Genomic DNA, 16,851 nt, shown 5'->3' with positions numbered 1-16,851 from the left:
CGGTTCCGGCCGGCGCCTTGCCGGCAGCCCCCCGGTCCGCCATGCCGTCAGTCACGCCCCCCGTAGACGCCCCCTCCACGCTCCCCGATCCCAAGCTGCGCATCATGCTGTGGGTGGTGGCCGTGGGTTTCTTCATGCAGACGCTCGATTCGACGATCGTCAATACGGCGCTGCCGTCGATGGCGCGCAGCCTCGGCGAGAGCCCGCTGCGCATGCAGTCGGTGATCATTGCCTACTCTCTGACGATGGCCGTGGTGATCCCGATCTCGGGCTGGCTGGCCGACCGGTTCGGCACGCGCACCATCTTCCAGACCGCCATCGGGCTGTTCGTGCTGGGTTCGCTGCTGTGCGCCTGGGCGCCGACGCTGCCCTTTCTGACCGCCGCGCGCGTGGTGCAGGGCGCCGGCGGGGCGATGCTGCTGCCGGTGGGGCGGCTCTCGGTGCTGCGCACGTTTCCGCGCGAGCAGTATCTGCAGGCGCTCAGCTTCGTGGCCATCCCGGGCATGGTGGGGCCGCTGATCGGCCCGACGCTGGGCGGCTGGATCACGCAGACGTTCTCGTGGCACTGGATCTTCCTGATCAATGTGCCGGTGGGCATTGCCGGGGCGCTGGCGACCATCCGCTACATGCCCAACGCCCGGCTGCCCGGCATCGGGCGCTTCGACCTGGCGGGCTACGCGTTCCTGGCCATTGCGATGGTGGCGCTGTCGTTCTCGCTCGACGGGCTGGCCGGGCTGGGCTTCCAGCACGCCACGGTGCTGTTGCTGCTGATCGGCAGCATGGCGGCGCTGACCGCCTATGTGTTCCACGCCCGGCGCAGCGCCGCGCCGCTGTTCACCCTGCAGCTGTTCGGCATCCATTCGTTCAGCGTGGGGCTGCTCGGCAACCTGTTCGCGCGCATCGGCAATGGCGCGATGCCGTTCCTGATTCCGCTGACGCTGCAGGTCAGCCTCGGCTATTCGCCGCTGGACGCGGGCATGATGATGGTGCCGGTGACGGTGGCCGGCATGGCGTCCAAGCGCGTGGCCACGCGGCTGATCGAGCGATACGGCTACCGGCGCGTGCTGGTGACCAATACGTTCGTGGTGGGGCTGGTGATGGCGTCGTTCGCGCTGATCTCGCCCAAGGTGCCGCTGGCGATCACGCTGGTGCAACTGGCGTTCTTTGGCGCGGTCAACTCGATCCAGTTCACGGCGATGAACACCGTTGCACTCAAGGATCTGGGCGGCGTGACCGCCAGCAGCGGAAACAGCCTGCTGACGATGGTGCAGATGCTCTCCATGAGCCTGGCGGTCACCTCGGCCGGCGCGCTGCTGGCCACGTTCCAGGCCGGCATCGGTTCGCACCACTTCGAGACGCTGCCGGCCTTCCACGCCACCTTCATCTGCGTGGGACTGATCACGTCGGCCTCGGCCTGGATCTTCATGCAGCTGGACCCGGAGGTGGTGGATGTGGTGAAGCCCGAGCGGGAGGAGGAGGTGTAGCCGCGTTCAGGCGCCGAAATACCCCAGGAACCGCCCCATGATCGGCGACAGCGCGCCTGCGCGGTGCGCCATCAGGATATGGCTGGCCGCATCGGGCCCCGCGATCGGCCGGTACGCCACGCCCCGAATCCCGGTCCGGGCGTAGATCTCCGGTAGCACGGACACCCCCGCGCCGCTCGCCACCAGTCCGATGATCGTGGTGGCTTCGCGCGCCTCCTGCGCGACGTTCGCGGCAAAGCCGGCGCGGTTGCAGAGCGTGGTCACGTGGTCGAACAGGCCGCAGCCCAGGCCGCGCGGAAACAGCAGGAACCGCTCGGCGGACAGCGCGCTGATGTCGAGGTCCACCGGGCTGGCGGCCAGCGGATGGGCCACGGGCAGTACGGCGACCAGGCGGTCCACCAGTACCTCGCGCACGGCGATGCTGGCGGGCGGGCGGAACTGCGGCGACGGACGCAGGAAGGCGATGTCGATCTCGCCCTGTTCGAGTTGCTGCAACTGCTGCCCGGTGGACAGGTGCACGAGTTCGAGCCGCGCGTGGCGGTGCGCCTCGCGGAACGCGTGCACGGCGCGCGGGAAGACGTCCTGCATCGGCACCGATGCGGTAAAGCCCACGCGGATCTCGCCGGCCTCGCCCGAGGCCACCTGTTTCACCACCTCGCGCGCCTCGTCGAGATTGCCCAGCGCGGCGCGCGCCTTCTCCAGGAACAGCGCGCCGGCCGGCGTCAGCGCCACGTGGTGACGCGAGCGTTCCAGCAGTGGGCTGCCCAGTTCCTCTTCCAATGCCTTGATCTGCACGCTGAGCGGCGGTTGGCTCACATGTAGCCGGCGCGCCGCCTCGCTGAAGCTCAACGCCTCGGCGACTGCCACGAAGTAACGGAGTTGGCGAAAGTCCATGATAGGGATTCGAAATAACCAGGCATCTGAAAACGTATTGGACAGTATCACGACCGCCCCACAGAATGCGAGCACGCTTTCAAACAACACACGGAGACAACCATGCTGCGCGGGCTCGCTCGATTTCGATTCTCACAGGGCGGGCTGGCCGCCACGGCGCTGGCGGTCTCGCTGGCGCTGGGCAGTGCCGTGGCGCATGCCGATGCCTATCCCGACAAGCCGATCCGGCTGGTGGTGCCCTATGCCGCGGGCGGGGCCGTCGACATCGTGGCGCGGGCCGTGGGCCAGCACATGAGCCAGGTGCTCAGGCAGCCCATCGTCGTGGACAACAAGCCCGGCGCCAGTACCAATATCGGCCTCGACTACGTTGCCAAGGCGCCGGCCGACGGCTACACGATCATGATGGCCTCGAACAGCCTGGCCACCAACGGCGCACTGTTCGCGAAACTCAACTTCAACCCGGCGGCCGATTTCGCGCCGGTGGCGCGCGTGGGCGAGGCGTCGCTCGTGGTCGTGGTGCCGGCGAAGTCCGCCATCACCTCGCTCAAGGGGCTCGTGGCACAGGCCAGGGCGCAGCCGGGCAAGCTCAACTACGCGTCGGCCGGCAACGGCAGCTCGGGCCATCTGGCCGGCGAACTGCTCAAGGACGCCGCCGGCATCGACGTGCTCCATGTGCCCTACAAGGGCGGCGCGCCGGCCATCACCGACCTGATCGGCGAGCGCATCACGTTCATGCCGATCAACCCGCTGGAAGTGGTTTCGCACATCAAGGCTGGCACGCTGCGCCCGCTGGCCGTGGCCAGCGCCAGCCGCTCGGCGCTGCTGCCGAACGTGCCAACCTCGAAGGAAGAAGGGCTGCCGAACTTCACCGCCTCGGTCTGGTGGGGCCTCGTGGCGCCTGCCAAGACGCCGGTACCGGTCATCCGGCAGTTGAACACGGCGGCCAACGCCGCGCTGGCCGACCCCGAAGTGCGCAAGCAACTGAACCAGCTTGGCGTGACCATCGTCTCGGGCACGCCGGAGCAGTTCGGCCAGTTCGTCAAGGCCGAGACGGCCACCTGGCAGCACGTCATCCGCAAGGCCGGCATCACGGCCGACTGACCCGCACCCCCGACCGAACCTGGAAGTCCCATGCCTGAAACCAACACCCGGCCCTCGATCCTTGTCGTCAGCGCCCACGCGGCTGACTTCGTCTGGCGCGCCGGCGGAGCCATCGCGCTCCATGCCGAGCGCGGCTACCACGTGCGCATCGTCTGCCTGTCGTTCGGCGAGCGTGGTGAGTCGGCCAAGATGTGGCGCCAGCCGGGGATGACGATCGAACGCGTGAAGGCCGCGCGGCTCGAAGAGGCGCAGCGCGCCGCCGACATCCTGGGCGGCACGCTGGAGTGCTTCGACCTCGGCGACTACCCGCTGCGCGTGCCCGACGAGGCGCTGCTGCGGCTGGCCGACATCTATCGCGAGATCCGCCCGGAACTGGTGCTGAGCCATTCGCGCGAGGACATCTACAACTTCGACCATCCGCTGGCCACCCATGTGGCGCAGGAGGCACGTGTGATCGCCCAGGCGCACGGCTACAAGCCCGAGGTGCCGGTGATCGGCGCGCCGCCGGTGTTCCTGTTCGAGCCGCACCAGCCCGAGCAGTGCAACTGGAAGCCCGACGTGCTGCTCGACATCTCGCCGGTCTGGGAGAAGAAGCAGCGCGCCTTCACGACGATGGCCGCGCAGGAACACCTGTGGGAGTACTACACCCGCGTGGCATTGCAGCGCGGCGCCCAGGCCACGCGCAACTCTGAGCGCAAGATCCAGTACGGCGAGGGGTACGCCCGCGTCTTCCCGCAAGTCTCGGAGGTATTGGCATGAGAACCGTGGCTTACCGCAATATCCTGCGCGCCGGGGCGCCCGACATCGAGACGCTCGGCAGGCTCGGCGTGGCCACGGTGCATGAGGCCCAGCGCCGCACGGGGCTGATGAAGCCGTACCTGCGCCCGATCCAGGCCGGCTCGGCCATCGCGGGCAGCGCCGTGACCGCGCTGATGCATCCCGGCGACAACTGGATGATCCACGTGGCCGTGGAGATGATCCGGCCCGGCGACGTGCTGGTGGTGGCGCTGACCAGCGACTGCACCGATGGCGTGTTCGGTGACCTGCTGGCCACCTCGCTGAAGGCGCGCGGCGCACGCGGGCTGATCCTCGATGCCGGCTGCCGCGATGTGGCGGCGCTCAACGCGATGGGCTTCCCGGTCTGGTCGCGGGCGGTCTCGGCGCAGGGCGCGGTCAAGGAGACCGTAGGCGCGGTCAATGTGCCGGTGGTCTGCGCGGGCGCCCAGGTGCGTCCCGGCGACGTGATCGTGGCCGACGACGATGGCGTGGTGGTCGTGGCCCGGCCCCAGGCCGGCGAGATCGCGCGCTACGCGCTGGACCGCGAGGCACTGGAAGCCGGCAAGCGCGAGACGCTGGCGTCGGGCGTGCTCGGCCTCGACATGTACAACATGCGCCCCGCACTGGCCGCCAAGGGGCTGGTCTACGCGGACCAGACCGTGGACTGGTACAGCGGGGCCGACGAGGCCTGACGGCCACCCTGCAACCGGGGCCCTATGCGAACGTATAGCCGGCCCCATGCGTCCACATAGGTTGCCACCAGCCATCGTAGGCTGGTCACGGGCGGGGTCCCTGGCGTAACGTTCAGTCAGCGCCAGAGAACAGGGACCCCACCATGGAAGAACAACCGCTCGGCCGCGGCCAGAAGGTGCTGCGGCTCGGAGCCATCGGGCTCGTCGTGGCCGGCATCGCGGCAGGATTTGCCTGGGTCGGCGGCTGGCTGACGCCGGGCCGGCTCACACAGGCCCGGGTGATCGACGGCTTCGAGGCCGCCAACGGAAGGCATGCCGGCTTCCGGCGCAATCACGCCAAGGGCGTGTGCGCCACGGGCTGGTTCGACAGCAGCGGCGCCGGCCAGCGCTTCAGCAAGGCCACGCTGCTCGCGCCGGGCCGCGTGCCGGTGGTGGCCCGCTTCGCGTTCGCGGGCGGCATGCCGTTCATTGCTGATGCGCCGGGGCTGGTGCGCAGCCTGGCCATCCAGTTCAAGCCCGTGCAGGGTGAGGAATGGCGCACGGCGATGATCGACATCCCGCTGTTCCCGTTCGCCGATGTCGATGCGTTCTACGCCCAGATGGTGGCCGCCACGCCCGACCCGGCCACCGGCAAGCCCGATCCGCGGAAGATGAAGGCCTTCGCGGCCGCCCACCCCGACTTCGTGGCCGCCGGCGCCGTGATTGGCAAGCGCGCCACGTCCTCGGGCTTCGCCAATTCCACCTACAACGGGCTCAATACGTTCCTGTTCGTCGACCGCGACGGCCGGCAGGTGCCGGTGCGCTGGTCGGCGGTGGCGGTACAGCCGTTTGCCCCGGCCGGCGCGCAGGACCGCGCGGACCGGAATTACCTGTTCGACGGCCTGATCGCCGATGCCGCGCGCCAGCCGCTGCAATGGAAGATGGTGGCGACCATCGGCGACGCGGGCGATGCGGTCAGCCCCAACGTGGCCTGGCCCGACGCGCGCCAGCGCGTGGAGCTGGGCACCGTCACGCTCGACCGGCTGGCTTCGGAAGACGGCGGCAGCTGCACCGACATCAATTTCGATCCCACGGTGCTGCCGAGCGGCATCACCACCTCGGCCGACGCCATCCCCAGCGCCCGCTCGGCGGCCTATGCCCGGTCGTTCCTGCTGCGCGAGCGCGAACGGGCGGCCAAGCCGCCCAGCGCGGTGACCGAAACCGAAGTCCGCCAAGGAGGCAAATCGTGAGCGACTCCAGAGAGCAAGTTCAGGCGTTCGCGTGGTCGTCCCGCGTGCTGCACTGGCTGATGGCCGTGCTGATCCTCGCCATGCTGCTGATCGGCATCGGCATGGTGTCGACAGTGTCGGACCGCTACCTGACGCTGGTGTCGTGGCACCGTCCGATCGGCATCGCGCTGCTGGTGCTCGTGATCGTCCGGCTGGTGAACCGCCTCCGCCATCGCCCGCCGGCGCTGCCGGCCTCGCTGGCGCCCGTGCAACGATTCGCCGCGCTGGCGTCGCAGGCCGTGCTCTACGGACTGATGGTGGCGATGCCGCTGGTGGGCTGGGGCATGCTGTCGGCTGCCGGCTATCCGATCGTGCTGGCCGGTCCGCTGCAACTGCCGCCGATCCTGCCGCACAGCCCGCATCTCTACGCGGTACTGCGCGAGGCGCATACCGTTGGCGCGTTCCTGCTGTTTGCCGTCGTGCTGCTGCACATTGCGGCGGCGCTGTACCACGGGCTGATCCGCCGTGACGGCGTGCTGGAGTCGATGACGGGCGGCTAGCGCAAGATCGGGACATTTCCGCGGCCATTTGCAGAAATTTCTGCAACCCGCCGGCCGGGGGCGCGCGCACAATGGGTCCATTCCCGATGGACTTCCCGCCATGCCCAGCACTGCCGCACAGCCTTTGACCACGCCCACGACCACGCCCGCGTCCGCTTCCTCGCCAGCCGCCGGCTGGCCCCGTATCGTGGTGGCCGATGACCACCCGTTCTGCCTCATGGCGCTCGAACAGGAACTCCGGGCCGCCATCGACTGCGAGATCGTGTCCTGCGAGCACGGCCATGCCGCGTGGGCCGCGCTGCGGGCCCGGCCCGCCGCGATGCTGCTGACCGACCTCGACCTGCCCGGCATGGACGGCCTCACGCTCGCCCGTTCGATCCGCAACCTCGAACAGCGCGACGACACCCCACGGCTGCCGATCGTCGCCGTCACAGCCACCGCCGCCGGCGAGAAGGCCCAGGCCTGCCTGACGGCCGGCATCGACGTGGTGCTGCAGAAACCGGTAACGGCGGCGATGCTCGGCGGGGTACTGGGCGAACTCCTGTGAACTGCGCGGGAGTGGGGCGGGGCTGAGCGCCTGCTGGCCTGGACCCCGGCTTTCAAGGTTTAGGCGATTTCCTTTTGTCCGGCGAGATGCGAAGAAGATCCTCCTACTAGTTGGAGGTCTCGTATGTCCGGAATCAGGTATGCGTTGAAGCATGGAGACAGGACGACGTCGGGTGGCATGCTGATGGCATCCGGCGCCGGCTTCATGACGCACCATGGCGTGCTGGTGGGTGTCGAGGGGGACCTCGCCACGTGTCCGGCCTGCAAAGGCCACGGTCGGGTGCAGAACGACTGCCGGCCCAACTTCGATCTGATGGGGCGGCAGTTGTTGGTCAGCGGCGCCCGCGTCTATTGTGGCTGCGCCTCGCCGCCCTTCGTGATCCATTCGCAATGGGACTTCAGGGTCGAGGTGCTTGCCGGCGGCCATGCGCCAGACTCCTCGGGCGGGCAAGACGAGCAAGTCGCCGCTGCGCACCGCCTCACTGCCACCTCTGCGGCTGCAGCCGCATCGCAATTCGACGAGAAAATTCGATGTGTGGATGAACAGGGAACCCCGATTCCGGGCGTCCCTTACTTTATCCGCGACCAGTTCGGAAATACCCACAAGGGCGTCACCGACGAAATGGGATGCTGCCCGCGGATCAAAACCGATGGCCCCGGAACGCTGGATGCAACATTCGGCATCGAAGCCTTGGACCTCTGGGCGCGAGAGGGGCAGTGACATGACCTCTTACAGGATTGCAACGAACGAGACGCCCGAGTCCCGGTTCGATGTGCAGGCGTCGCTGATGCCGGTGCGCGGGTTTTTCTTCGCAGTTGTGGATGAGGTGGGGAAGGATGGGTTTTTGGTGAGGAAGGTTTATGAGGTTGCCACGCCCGAGGCAATAGCGCAGAGCAAGCTTCCGGAAGCTATTTTTCGTCTTGAGATGAATCCGGAGAAGTACGGTGTATTACCGCGTGCGCCAGAATCGAACGTGTCCATAGGATGGCATGTACGAGGGCAAAAGTTCTCACCATATATGTCGTTCAGTGCTACCTACCCTCAAGGGCCATCGCGGCTCATTGGGCGACCCACTTATATCGATATTCGAAAGGCTTTGGGGAATGGCGCTGTGCCGATATCGCAAGCGGAGATCCAGGCAGATCTGGATAGGCACCTGAAAAAATATCCCCACGCTTCGGACACGATCCTGCAATTCAAGAAGTGGTCAGCCTCCGATAGGGAAGTACTGCTGAGAGGAGAGGTCCCACCGGCGGCTGTATTCAACAAGCGCTCTCTGGCCGTCACGCGTTCGGCCGTACGAGTAGGGCGCGTTGTACAAGTCGTAGGCGTGTTCTTCACCGCTTATGATCTGAAGATCGCGGCCGGCGAGTCGACGCGCCTGCATTCAGTCAAGCCAATCTCCAAGGAAGTATTGCGTCAGGTGGGCGGCTGGGGCGGTGCTTTGGCTGGTGCGAAGCTCGGGGCATCGCTTGGCACGACGTTTGGCATTACGACCGGTCCGGGCGTTATCGTTACCGGGTTGGCCGGTGGTTTCATATTCGGCGCATTGGGCTATTTCGGTGCTGACAGCATGACCCGGGAATTCTAGAAAATGCTTCAAAAGATCCGACATCAGCTCCAGGAGTTGTCGCGACGGCGAAGGGAGAAATGGCTGCAACGCGACGTGGTCAAAGCGCGCGAGAAGGCTTACCTCGAAGTTTTCGGTCTGACCACTCGTCAGGTACAGGACTGGTTCGACAAGCCGTTTGATATCAATTTCTCCTCACCCATGCCAACGTATCCGGCTTTTTATCTGATGGACGACGAGAAGATCTTTGCTGTCTCCGGAGCGTTCCAGATTCCCTCGGACCAAGCCGAGGCAATCCTGAAGATTGCGGCGCAGGACTATCGGGTGGTAGGGCAGAACCAGTACATGCAGGCTGAAGACTCCGCTCGCCGTCTGCTTCTTTGGGCAAGGCCAAATCATTTCAACGGCACTCGGATCGGCATCACGACAAACGATCTCGACGTATGTCGTCGAGTGATTGCATATCGCCCGAGCCCGCTGAGACCGTGGGAGGCGTTTCCGGAATTGGCTGATTATGGAATCGGCTTTCTCCAAGGCAACATCGAATACTGGTGGTTGACTGACTGGGACCCTTATTGGGATTCCCTGACCCCGGCCGAACAGGAGGCGTTCATGACCACCGTCCCCGCTCCATGGAAAGCCGCTTTCTGGCGATATTGCGGTGAAGGCCGGGGTCTATTCGAGAAGCGAGGAAATTGAGCTGCTGGCCCTCACCCCCCAGCCCCTCTCCCGCGTGCGGGAGGGGGAGCAAAATCCAGAACCCGAACCCACCTCACATATTCAGCGCCCGTTTCTGCACGGCCAGCGCGGCCTCGCGCATGACTTCGGACAGTGACGGGTGCGGGTGGCTGACCATGCCGATGTCTTCCGAGGCTGCCTTGAACTCCATTGCCAGTACGCCTTCGGCAATCAGGTCCGAGGCGTTGACCGAGATGATGTGCACGCCCAGCAGTTCGTCGGTATTGGCGTCGGCGATCATCTTGATGAAGCCTTCGGGGCGGCCCAGGCCCAGTGCGCGGCCGTTGGCCGACATCGGGAACTGGCCGGTCCGGTAGGCGCGGCCTTCGGCCTTGAGTTGGGCTTCGGTCTTGCCGACCCAGGCGATTTCCGGTGCGGTGTAGATCACCCACGGGATGCAGTTGTAGTCGATGTGCGGTTTCTGGCCGTCGATGACCTCGGCCACCAGCACGCCTTCGTCCTCGGCCTTGTGGGCCAGCATGGGGCCGCGCACCACGTCGCCGATCGCGTAGATGCCCGGCACCTGCGTGCGGCACTGGTCGTCCACGGGGATGAAGCCGCGCGGGTCGGTGCCCAGGCCCACGTCGGCAAGGCCGAGATCGTCGGTGTTGGGCACCCGGCCGATCGAGACGATCAGGCGGTCCGCGTCGAGTTTCTGGTCCTTGCCGTCCTTGTCCTGGTAAGCGATGGTGACGCCCTTGGCCGTCGCTTTGATCTCGCCGATGTTCACGCCCAGGTGGATGGCCAGTCCCTGCTTCTGGAACTGCTTCGCAGCCTCGCGGGCGATGGCCTCGTCCACGCTGCCGAGGAACGTCGGCAGGGCTTCGAGCAGCGTGACCTCGGCACCGAGCCGGCGCCAGACCGAGCCGAGTTCGAGCCCGATCACGCCGGCGCCGATCACGGCCAGCTTCTTCGGCACCGAATCGAAGGACAGCGCGCCCTCGTTGTCGGACACGATGCGGTTGTCCACCGGCAGGTTCGGCAGGTGCCGCGCCTTCGAGCCCGTGGCGATGATCACGTTGCGCGCCGTGTAGGCCTTGGTGTCGGCGTCCTCCACGGCTTCCACGGTGATCACGCCGTCCGGCGCGCGGCTCGTGAAGCGCCCGTGGCCCTTGATCCAGGTCACCTTGTTCTTGCGGAACAGGAACTCCACGCCGCCCGTGAACTTGTCCACGATGGCCGCCTTGCGGCTGATCATCTTCGCCAGGTCCAGCGACACGCCCTTGACGTTGACGCCGTGCTCGGCCAGGTCATGCTGCGCCTGTTCGAAGTGTTCGGACGATGCCAGCAGCGCCTTGCTCGGGATGCAGCCCACGTTCAGGCAGGTGCCGCCGAGCCGGGGCTTGCCCGCCGGGTCTTTCCATTCCTCGATGCAGGCCACGGTCTTGCCGAGCTGGGCCGCGCGGATTGCCGCGATGTAGCCGCCAGGGCCGGAGCCGATCACGATCACGTCGAAATCGGCCTGCGCCGATGCCGGCGCGCCGCCGCCCGCCGCGTGGGCGGCCGGAGTCGGGGCCGGGGCCGCAGCAGCCGGAGCCGGTGCCGGCGCGGCCGCGGGAGAGGGTGCCCCGGCCGCGGGTGCCGCCGCGCTGGCCTTGGCGTCGGTGTCCACCACCGCAATGACCTGCCCGGCCTGCACCGTCGCCCCATCGGGCTGGGCGATGCTTGCCAGCACGCCGTTGGCGGGGCAGGGCACTTCGAGCGTGACCTTGTCCGTTTCGAGTTCGACGAGCGTTTCGTCCACCTTGACCGCCTCGCCGGGCTTCTTCTTCCACTGGAGCAACGTGGCTTCCGAAACCGATTCGGAGAGCTGGGGCACCTTCACTTCAATCGTGGCCATTAGGGTTCCTTGGGTAGCCGTGTGGCGAAAGCTTCCAGTCTAGGAGAGCCCGCCCACGGCCACCCACGGGAACCATAAGGGTTTACCCTCAGTGACCGGCGCTCTGGCCACCGTCCACGTGCAGGATCTCGCCGGTCACGAACGGGGCGGCTTCGAGGAACAGCACGGCGTTGACGATATCGCTCATCTCGCCCATATGGCCCATCGGGTGGAGCGCGCCGAGCGTGGCGTGGGTCTCGGGGGCATGCATCGGCGACTTGATGATGCCGGGCGAGACCGCATTCACGCGAATGCCGCGCTTGGCGTATTCGACAGCCAGCGACTTGGTGGCCGCGTTGATGCCGCCCTTGGTCAGCGAGGCCAGCACCGATGGCACGCCGTCGATGGCATGGTCCACCAGGCTCGTGGTGATGCTGACCACGTGGCCGCTGCGCTGCGTCTCCATCTGGGCGATGGCGAGCTGCGTGATGTGGAAGAAGCCGGCCAGGTTGACCCCGCTCTTGGTGGCGAAATCCTCGGCGGTGTACTGCGTGAACGGCTTGGCGATGAAGATGCCGGCATTGTTGACCAGCGCGTCGATGCGGCCGAACTTGCCGATGGCCTCGGCCACCACGCGGCGCGCGGTGTCGGGGTCGGCGATGTCGCCGGCCACGGCCAGCACGCCGGCATCGTCCGAGGGCTTGATGCTGCGGGCCGTGGCCACCACGCGGTAGCCGCGCTGGCGGTAGGCCTTGACCAGTTCGGCGCCGATGCCCTGCGAGGCGCCCGTGACGATGGCGACCTTGTCGCCGTTGGCGGAGTGGGAGGCGTTGGAAGCGGTGGAAGCGGTGGAAGTGTTTTGCGTGCTCATGATGGATCTCGCTATTGAGTTGACCTTGGCGTCTTGCCAATCGAACCGACGTGGTCGATGGATGCAAATCTAGGTCACGAACCCATTTCGTTGAACGGCCATGGCGCACTAAGAGTTGTGCGCGGCGGTAACAAGTGCCGCGCCGCGTAAACGCAAGAAGGCCGGCGCCTCGCGGCACCAGCCTTCATCGTAAAAACGCCAAAAAGGAGGGGTCAGCGCACGGTGCTGGTCCGCAGCGCCGCAAGCGCGTCGATCGACTCGGCGAGTTCGGCGCTCAACAGGCGCACCAGTTCGCCCGCCGGCAGCGCACGTGCCAGCGGCACCGCCTGGCCGGCCCACTGCGCGGCGAAGGCGGCCGATCCCTGCGCCTTGGCGGCGGCGTGCAGCGCCTTGCCGGCGTCGTACGCAATCGGGTAGTCCGGCGCCAGTGGTGCGTTGGCCGCCGTGCCAAGCGCCGTGAAGCGGTTGGCGAAGCCGCGTGCGGCGCGGCCCGAGATGGCCTGCGTCAGCGTGGTGGGCGGGGTCTGTCCCGAGGTCAGGATCGCACGATAGGCCGGGTCGGCGGCGGTTTCGGGGCACGCCACGAACGCCGTGCCAAGTTGCGCGGCGTCGGCACCGAGCGCCAGCGCGGCCGCAATGCCGGCGCCGTCCATGATGCCGCCGGCAGCGATCACGGGCAGGCGCGTCTCGCGGGCCAGCACGCGCACCAGCGCCATCGTGCCCAGCCCCTCGTCATAGACCTTCGGATCGAAGGTGCCCCGATGGCCGCCTGCCTCGATGCCCTGCGCGACGATGGCGTCGATGCCGGCCGCCTCGATCAGGCGCGCCTCGGCCAGCGACGTGGCCGAGGCCATCAGGTAGATGCCCGCATCGTGCAGCGCCTGGATGCGCGCGGCGTCGGGCAGGCCGAAGTGGAAGCTGACCACGGCCGGGCGCTCTTCGAGCAGCATCTGCAGCATGGCCTCGTCGGTCTGGAACGACTGGTAGATCTCGCGCAGCGCCTCGGGCGGCTTGGCGCCGAATTCGGCGAACACCGATGCCAGATAGTCGAGCCAGGCCGATTCGCGCTGGCTGTCGGCCTGGGCCGGCGTGTGGCAGAACAGGTTCACATTGAGCGGGCCCGAGGTCAGCGCACGGGTATCGACGATGGCGGTGCGCGCGGCGGCGGCGTCCATCGCACCCACGCCGAGCGAGCCGAGCCCACCCGCGTTGCTGACGGCGGCCGCCAGCGCCGGGGTGCTCACGCCGGCCATCGGCGCCTGGATGATCGGCGTGGTCAGGCCCAGTCGGTTCAGGAAAAGCGGGGTGGACGAAGTCATGTCGGGGTCTCCAGGGTAAGCGGGCGTGCCAGTGCGGCCGGCGAGATGCTTTCTATCTCGAAATGAGATGAATGGCGCAAATGAAATGCTGTTTCCGCGATGATAGGGGAAAGCAGCCGCCTTGCGTTATTCCACGATGTATCAAGTCATGTGCCAGGGCACGGCTTTATCGCGCAAAGCGGTCTTTCTATAGTGGGCCACAGCTACGCAACGTTCTCTTCCCCCCTGATCCGACACCCTGGAGACGCACATGGAAACCGTGGAATCGAAACTGGCCGCACGCGGCCTCGCATTGCCGCCGCCGCCCCAGCCGTTGGGCCGCTACACCGCCGTGAGCCGGGCCGGTGATCTGCTGTTCATCTCGGGCCAGCTGCCGTTGCGCGATGGCAGGGTAGTGTGGACCGGGCAGGTCGGCCGAGACCTGACCGTGGCCGAGGGCCGGCAGGCGGCCGAGCTGGCGGCGTTGAACGTACTGGCGCAGATCCATGCACACCTGGGCAGTTTCGACCGCCTCGACCATATCGTGCGTGTGGAGGGCCACGTCACGAGCGCGCCGGGCGTGTTTGACCAGCCGGCGGTGCTCGATGGGGCGTCGGATCTGTTCGCGGATGTACTGGGCGACAAGGCCGGCCACGCGCGGGCGGCCTATGCGCAGGCCCAGCAGCCCGGCAATGCGGCCGTGATCCTGGTGGTGATCGCGCAGGTCAGGGCAGGCTGACGCCAGTCTCGCGGCCCGGGGGCGCCGGCACGGGCGCCCGGGCCGCGTCCGCCTTGCGCGCCTGCGCGGCACACAGCCGCTGCGCGCACACCGAGCCCGCCACGGCCAGCGCCAGCGCGGGCAGCATGTCGTATTGCAAGTGGGTGAATTCGCCGACCAGCACGATGGCGGTCAGCGGCATCTGCATCGAGGTGGCCAGGAATGCGGCAGCCAGCACCACGGCGCAGGCGCCGGCCGGCACCTCGGGCAGCAGGCTGTTCCAGAGTGCCGCGCCGATGATGCCGAGCAGCGCGCCGCAGGCGAGCCCCGGCGTCAGCAGGCCGCCCATCGCGCCGGAACGCAGCGTGGTGCAGAGCACGGTGAACTTGAGCGCCAGCAGCGTGGCGGCGAGGCCGAGCGCGATGTGCCCGGTGAAGCCGAGCAGCGCGGGGCCCTTGCCATTGCCGGGCAATTCCGGAAAGACCATGGCCAAAGCGCCAATCAGCGTGAAGTTCAGCAGGCAGAATGCGGCCAGCCGCCAGCCTCGCGCGGCGTGGGCGCGGGCGGCACTCGTGAATCTGGCGAAAAAGTGCGCCGCAACCCCGGCCACGGGCCCCGACAGCACGGCCCAGGCCAGCAGCGCGGGCGATACCTTGAACGCGGGCAGCGCGTACTGGACTTCAGCGCCCAGCCCGAGCGAGGCCACGAGCGCGGCCAGCGCCGACATGCACAGCGCCAGCGCGGCGGTCACCGGATGAAAGCTCTGCAGCAGCACTTCGAGCGTGAACAGCGCGCCGGCGAACGGCACGTTGTAGACCGCCGCGAGCCCGGCGCCGGCGCCGGCCGCCACGATCTGGCGGCGCAACGGCGCGGGCAGCGCAAAGGCGGCGGCCATGCGCTGGCCAATCAGTGCGCCGATCTCGCGCGGGGCCACTTCGCGGCCCAGCGGCGAGCCCAGCGCCACGGTAACGATCTGCAACAAGGCGTGGCAGACCGTGGAAACGAGGGGCATCCGAGGCGGCAATGCGTCTGCATCCGCCTCGCCAACGGCACGCCGTATGCCCACCAGCGGCCGCCCATAACGGTAGAGCAGGAACCACCCGCCACCGGCCACGATGCCTGCTGTGATCAGCGCGGCCAGCCGGCGCAGCGGCGAAGCGCCCGCCACTCCCGATAGGAAACTCTCCTTGCCGATGACCTCGGCGAGGCTGTAGTGATAGGCCAGATGCTGGATCGCGTGCAGCAGCATGGCCAGGGCCATGCCGCCGAGCCCGGCGCCGACGGCGGTGAGCACTGCCACCAGTGGCAGGCGCCAGCCGACGTTTGCGGGGGCGGGCTCGACGATCAGGTCATGAGGCCGTGCACCCATGCTCAGGCGCCGTCGAAGAACGGGTTGCGCGGCTCGTCGATACGGGGGATCGACGTGGCTTGCAGCGCCTTGCGGCTCACCTGCACCGGCTGCACCGAGGTCTTCGACAGCTTGGCTTCGGCGTGCTCGATGTCCAGCGGGTAGTTCGGCTCGACACGGAACGGGTCATAGCCGGCCTTCTCGACCTTGACCAGGTCCTGGCGCACCTGGGCGCGGGTTTCGGGCTTCGGGGCGCGGATGCCTTCCTCGGCCGAGACCTTGGCTTCGGCGGCCTGCAGGTCGGCCGGGTAGTCGTCGTTCGAGCGGGCCGGATCATAACCGGCCTTCTCGACGGCGATCAGGTCGGCGCGGACCTGGGCACGGGTTTCGGCGCCGTTCTGGACGGTGCTCTGGGCGAAAGCCATGGCGGGCAAGGCGAGGATTGCGGCGCTGGCAAGCAGGGTCAGCTTTTTCATGATGTGCTCCTTTGCAACGGGTTTGAGAACTTCTGCACTGCGACGTTTGGTTGCGTCGGAAGTCATCATGCTCGTGCGAAGGGTCTCCGATTTTCGGAAACGCACGCTAATTGTCCTGTTGTCACGCCTGCAGCCCGGCCGGCGTCTGACGCTGGTGGGGCACCCTATCTACTTGTCCAGGGTCAGCGTACTGTCCGCATGATAGGGCCCCTGCACAAGGTTGCCGCTGACCACGTTGGTCATGTACATCGACGCCACGCCGTCGAGCGTGCGCGGATCGAGTTCGAGCCGCATGGCCGCGAAGCCGGCCGAACTGATCGTGGCCGGCACCTTGCCCTTCGGGAACAGCGCGCGTTTCTCGTCGTCAGGTGGCACATTGCGCACGCCGGCGCTGACCAGCACGTCGGCGATCAGCTTGCCCTCGCGCAGGCGCGCCGAGCCCGTGGCGCCCAGTTCGGCGTCGTCGAGCACCAGCGAGCCCGTGATGGCCCAGTCGCCACTTGGCAGCGCCGTGAAGCCGAGCCGGAGCCTGAACGGGTCGCCCTTGTGTCCGGCCATGCGCATCGACCAGCGCTTCACGCCCACCCACTGCGGCGCCTGCACGGCAGGGGCGGCGGCGAACGGCCCCGGCGGCGCCGAAGGTGCCGGGGTCAGCGCCAGCGCCGGCTGGGCCAGCATCAGCGCGGCCAGCGCTGCCACCACCGGGCGGCGCATCGAGGGGGCGGTCTGCCTGCTATCTCGCATCGTAGT

At 67.5% G+C, this 16,851-nt stretch carries 18 protein-coding genes; 11 read left to right on the top strand and 7 right to left on the bottom strand.

The annotated features are described in order from the left end of the window. The first annotated feature begins 41 nt into the window (after positions 1–41). The gene (gene mdtD / locus EV147_RS13055) at positions 42–1,484 is read left to right on the top strand and encodes a multidrug transporter subunit MdtD (RefSeq protein WP_130391596.1); all 1,443 of its coding nucleotides are present in this window, start codon (positions 42–44) and stop codon (positions 1,482–1,484) included. A gap of 6 nt (positions 1,485–1,490) precedes the next feature. Here the strand turns inward: mdtD and EV147_RS13050 are convergent, their stop codons facing one another. After that, the gene (locus tag EV147_RS13050; protein ID WP_130391595.1) at positions 1,491–2,378 is read right to left on the bottom strand and encodes a LysR substrate-binding domain-containing protein; all 888 of its coding nucleotides are present in this window, start codon (positions 2,376–2,378) and stop codon (positions 1,491–1,493) included. Positions 2,379–2,480: 102 nt separating this feature from the next. On the opposite strand from EV147_RS13050, the gene EV147_RS13045 reads away from it, so the two are divergent. From EV147_RS13045 to EV147_RS13005, 9 genes are all read left to right on the top strand, one after another. Next, positions 2,481–3,479: a Bug family tripartite tricarboxylate transporter substrate binding protein gene (locus EV147_RS13045; RefSeq protein WP_130391594.1), complete on the top strand. Its 999-nt coding sequence runs from the start codon at positions 2,481–2,483 to the stop codon at positions 3,477–3,479. A gap of 30 nt (positions 3,480–3,509) precedes the next feature. Further along, positions 3,510–4,238 (top strand): PIG-L deacetylase family protein, encoded by a 729-nt coding sequence (locus EV147_RS13040; RefSeq protein ID WP_130391593.1) that lies wholly within the window; start codon positions 3,510–3,512, stop codon positions 4,236–4,238. Further along, a complete protein-coding gene (locus tag EV147_RS13035) occupies positions 4,235–4,948 on the top strand; it encodes a 4-carboxy-4-hydroxy-2-oxoadipate aldolase/oxaloacetate decarboxylase (RefSeq protein ID WP_130391592.1) in 714 nt (237 codons plus the stop codon). Before EV147_RS13040 ends, EV147_RS13035 begins: the two co-directional genes overlap by 4 nt. A 143-nt stretch (positions 4,949–5,091) precedes the next feature. Next, on the top strand, positions 5,092–6,177 hold the full coding sequence (locus EV147_RS13030; protein WP_130391591.1) for a catalase family peroxidase: 1,086 nt from the start codon (positions 5,092–5,094) through the stop codon (positions 6,175–6,177). Continuing rightward, a complete protein-coding gene (locus EV147_RS13025; protein ID WP_268907421.1) occupies positions 6,174–6,716 on the top strand; it encodes a cytochrome b in 543 nt (180 codons plus the stop codon). The genes EV147_RS13030 and EV147_RS13025 overlap by 4 nt, the downstream gene beginning before the upstream one ends. Positions 6,717–6,816: 100 nt before the next feature. After that, positions 6,817–7,263 (top strand): response regulator, encoded by a 447-nt coding sequence (locus EV147_RS13020; protein WP_130391590.1) that lies wholly within the window; start codon positions 6,817–6,819, stop codon positions 7,261–7,263. A gap of 123 nt (positions 7,264–7,386) precedes the next feature. Then, positions 7,387–7,983 carry a PAAR domain-containing protein gene (locus EV147_RS13015; RefSeq protein WP_130391589.1) on the top strand — a complete coding sequence of 199 codons (597 nt, stop codon included), beginning with the start codon at positions 7,387–7,389 and terminating at the stop codon, positions 7,981–7,983. A 1-nt stretch (position 7,984) separates the two neighbouring features. Next, on the top strand, positions 7,985–8,854 hold the full coding sequence (locus tag EV147_RS13010) for a glycine zipper family protein (RefSeq protein ID WP_130391588.1): 870 nt from the start codon (positions 7,985–7,987) through the stop codon (positions 8,852–8,854). A 3-nt stretch (positions 8,855–8,857) separates the two neighbouring features. Beyond that, entirely contained in the window at positions 8,858–9,532 is a 675-nt protein-coding gene (locus EV147_RS13005; RefSeq protein WP_130391587.1) for a hypothetical protein, read from the top strand. 73 nt (positions 9,533–9,605) lie between these two features. Here EV147_RS13005 and lpdA read toward each other — a convergent pair whose 3' ends face one another. The 3 genes from lpdA to EV147_RS12990 all read right to left on the bottom strand — a co-directional run bounded on the left by lpdA (position 9,606) and on the right by EV147_RS12990 (position 13,580). After that, entirely contained in the window at positions 9,606–11,411 is a 1,806-nt protein-coding gene (gene lpdA / locus EV147_RS13000) for a dihydrolipoyl dehydrogenase (protein ID WP_130391586.1), read from the bottom strand. Positions 11,412–11,499: 88 nt separating this feature from the next. After that, entirely contained in the window at positions 11,500–12,261 is a 762-nt protein-coding gene (locus EV147_RS12995) for an SDR family NAD(P)-dependent oxidoreductase (protein WP_130391585.1), read from the bottom strand. Positions 12,262–12,473: 212 nt separating this feature from the next. Next, positions 12,474–13,580: an NAD(P)H-dependent flavin oxidoreductase gene (locus EV147_RS12990; RefSeq protein ID WP_130391584.1), complete on the bottom strand. Its 1,107-nt coding sequence runs from the start codon at positions 13,578–13,580 to the stop codon at positions 12,474–12,476. A gap of 250 nt (positions 13,581–13,830) precedes the next feature. Between EV147_RS12990 and EV147_RS12985 the strand changes: the two genes are divergently transcribed. Next, positions 13,831–14,298 (top strand): RidA family protein, encoded by a 468-nt coding sequence (locus tag EV147_RS12985; RefSeq protein ID WP_130391583.1) that lies wholly within the window; start codon positions 13,831–13,833, stop codon positions 14,296–14,298. Here EV147_RS12985 and EV147_RS12980 read toward each other — a convergent pair. The 3 genes from EV147_RS12980 to EV147_RS12970 form a co-directional block, all read right to left on the bottom strand. After that, a complete protein-coding gene (locus EV147_RS12980; protein ID WP_130391582.1) occupies positions 14,285–15,646 on the bottom strand; it encodes a chloride channel protein in 1,362 nt (453 codons plus the stop codon). The genes EV147_RS12985 and EV147_RS12980 overlap by 14 nt on opposite strands. A 2-nt stretch (positions 15,647–15,648) precedes the next feature. Further along, a complete protein-coding gene (locus EV147_RS26425; protein WP_130391581.1) occupies positions 15,649–16,101 on the bottom strand; it encodes a DUF4148 domain-containing protein in 453 nt (150 codons plus the stop codon). A 168-nt stretch (positions 16,102–16,269) separates the two neighbouring features. Next, on the bottom strand, positions 16,270–16,845 hold the full coding sequence (locus EV147_RS12970; protein WP_130391580.1) for a hypothetical protein: 576 nt from the start codon (positions 16,843–16,845) through the stop codon (positions 16,270–16,272). Positions 16,846–16,851: the final 6 nt, after the last annotated feature.

The organism is Cupriavidus agavae (genome assembly GCF_004217045.1).
GTDB lineage: Bacteria > Pseudomonadota > Gammaproteobacteria > Burkholderiales > Burkholderiaceae > Cupriavidus > Cupriavidus agavae.
The sequence above is the reverse complement of the archived record's forward strand: the minus strand, read 5'-3'. Positions and strand labels throughout refer to the sequence as shown.

Coding starts and splice junctions, on each gene's coding strand:
- EV147_RS13045 (WP_130391594.1), top strand. CDS start 2,481: ATGCTGCGCGGGCTCGCTCGATTTCGATTCTCACAGGGCGGGCTGGCC.
- EV147_RS12970 (WP_130391580.1), bottom strand. CDS start 16,845: ATGCGAGATAGCAGGCAGACCGCCCCCTCGATGCGCCGCCCGGTGGTG.
- lpdA (WP_130391586.1), bottom strand. CDS start 11,411: ATGGCCACGATTGAAGTGAAGGTGCCCCAGCTCTCCGAATCGGTTTCG.
- EV147_RS12985 (WP_130391583.1), top strand. CDS start 13,831: ATGGAAACCGTGGAATCGAAACTGGCCGCACGCGGCCTCGCATTGCCG.
- EV147_RS12990 (WP_130391584.1), bottom strand. CDS start 13,580: ATGACTTCGTCCACCCCGCTTTTCCTGAACCGACTGGGCCTGACCACG.
- EV147_RS13005 (WP_130391587.1), top strand. CDS start 8,858: ATGCTTCAAAAGATCCGACATCAGCTCCAGGAGTTGTCGCGACGGCGA.
- EV147_RS12995 (WP_130391585.1), bottom strand. CDS start 12,261: ATGAGCACGCAAAACACTTCCACCGCTTCCACCGCTTCCAACGCCTCC.
- mdtD (WP_130391596.1), top strand. CDS start 42: ATGCCGTCAGTCACGCCCCCCGTAGACGCCCCCTCCACGCTCCCCGAT.
- EV147_RS26425 (WP_130391581.1), bottom strand. CDS start 16,101: ATGAAAAAGCTGACCCTGCTTGCCAGCGCCGCAATCCTCGCCTTGCCC.
- EV147_RS13050 (WP_130391595.1), bottom strand. CDS start 2,378: ATGGACTTTCGCCAACTCCGTTACTTCGTGGCAGTCGCCGAGGCGTTG.
- EV147_RS13035 (WP_130391592.1), top strand. CDS start 4,235: ATGAGAACCGTGGCTTACCGCAATATCCTGCGCGCCGGGGCGCCCGAC.
- EV147_RS13010 (WP_130391588.1), top strand. CDS start 7,985: ATGACCTCTTACAGGATTGCAACGAACGAGACGCCCGAGTCCCGGTTC.
- EV147_RS13020 (WP_130391590.1), top strand. CDS start 6,817: ATGCCCAGCACTGCCGCACAGCCTTTGACCACGCCCACGACCACGCCC.
- EV147_RS13030 (WP_130391591.1), top strand. CDS start 5,092: ATGGAAGAACAACCGCTCGGCCGCGGCCAGAAGGTGCTGCGGCTCGGA.
- EV147_RS13015 (WP_130391589.1), top strand. CDS start 7,387: ATGTCCGGAATCAGGTATGCGTTGAAGCATGGAGACAGGACGACGTCG.
- EV147_RS12980 (WP_130391582.1), bottom strand. CDS start 15,646: ATGGGTGCACGGCCTCATGACCTGATCGTCGAGCCCGCCCCCGCAAAC.
- EV147_RS13040 (WP_130391593.1), top strand. CDS start 3,510: ATGCCTGAAACCAACACCCGGCCCTCGATCCTTGTCGTCAGCGCCCAC.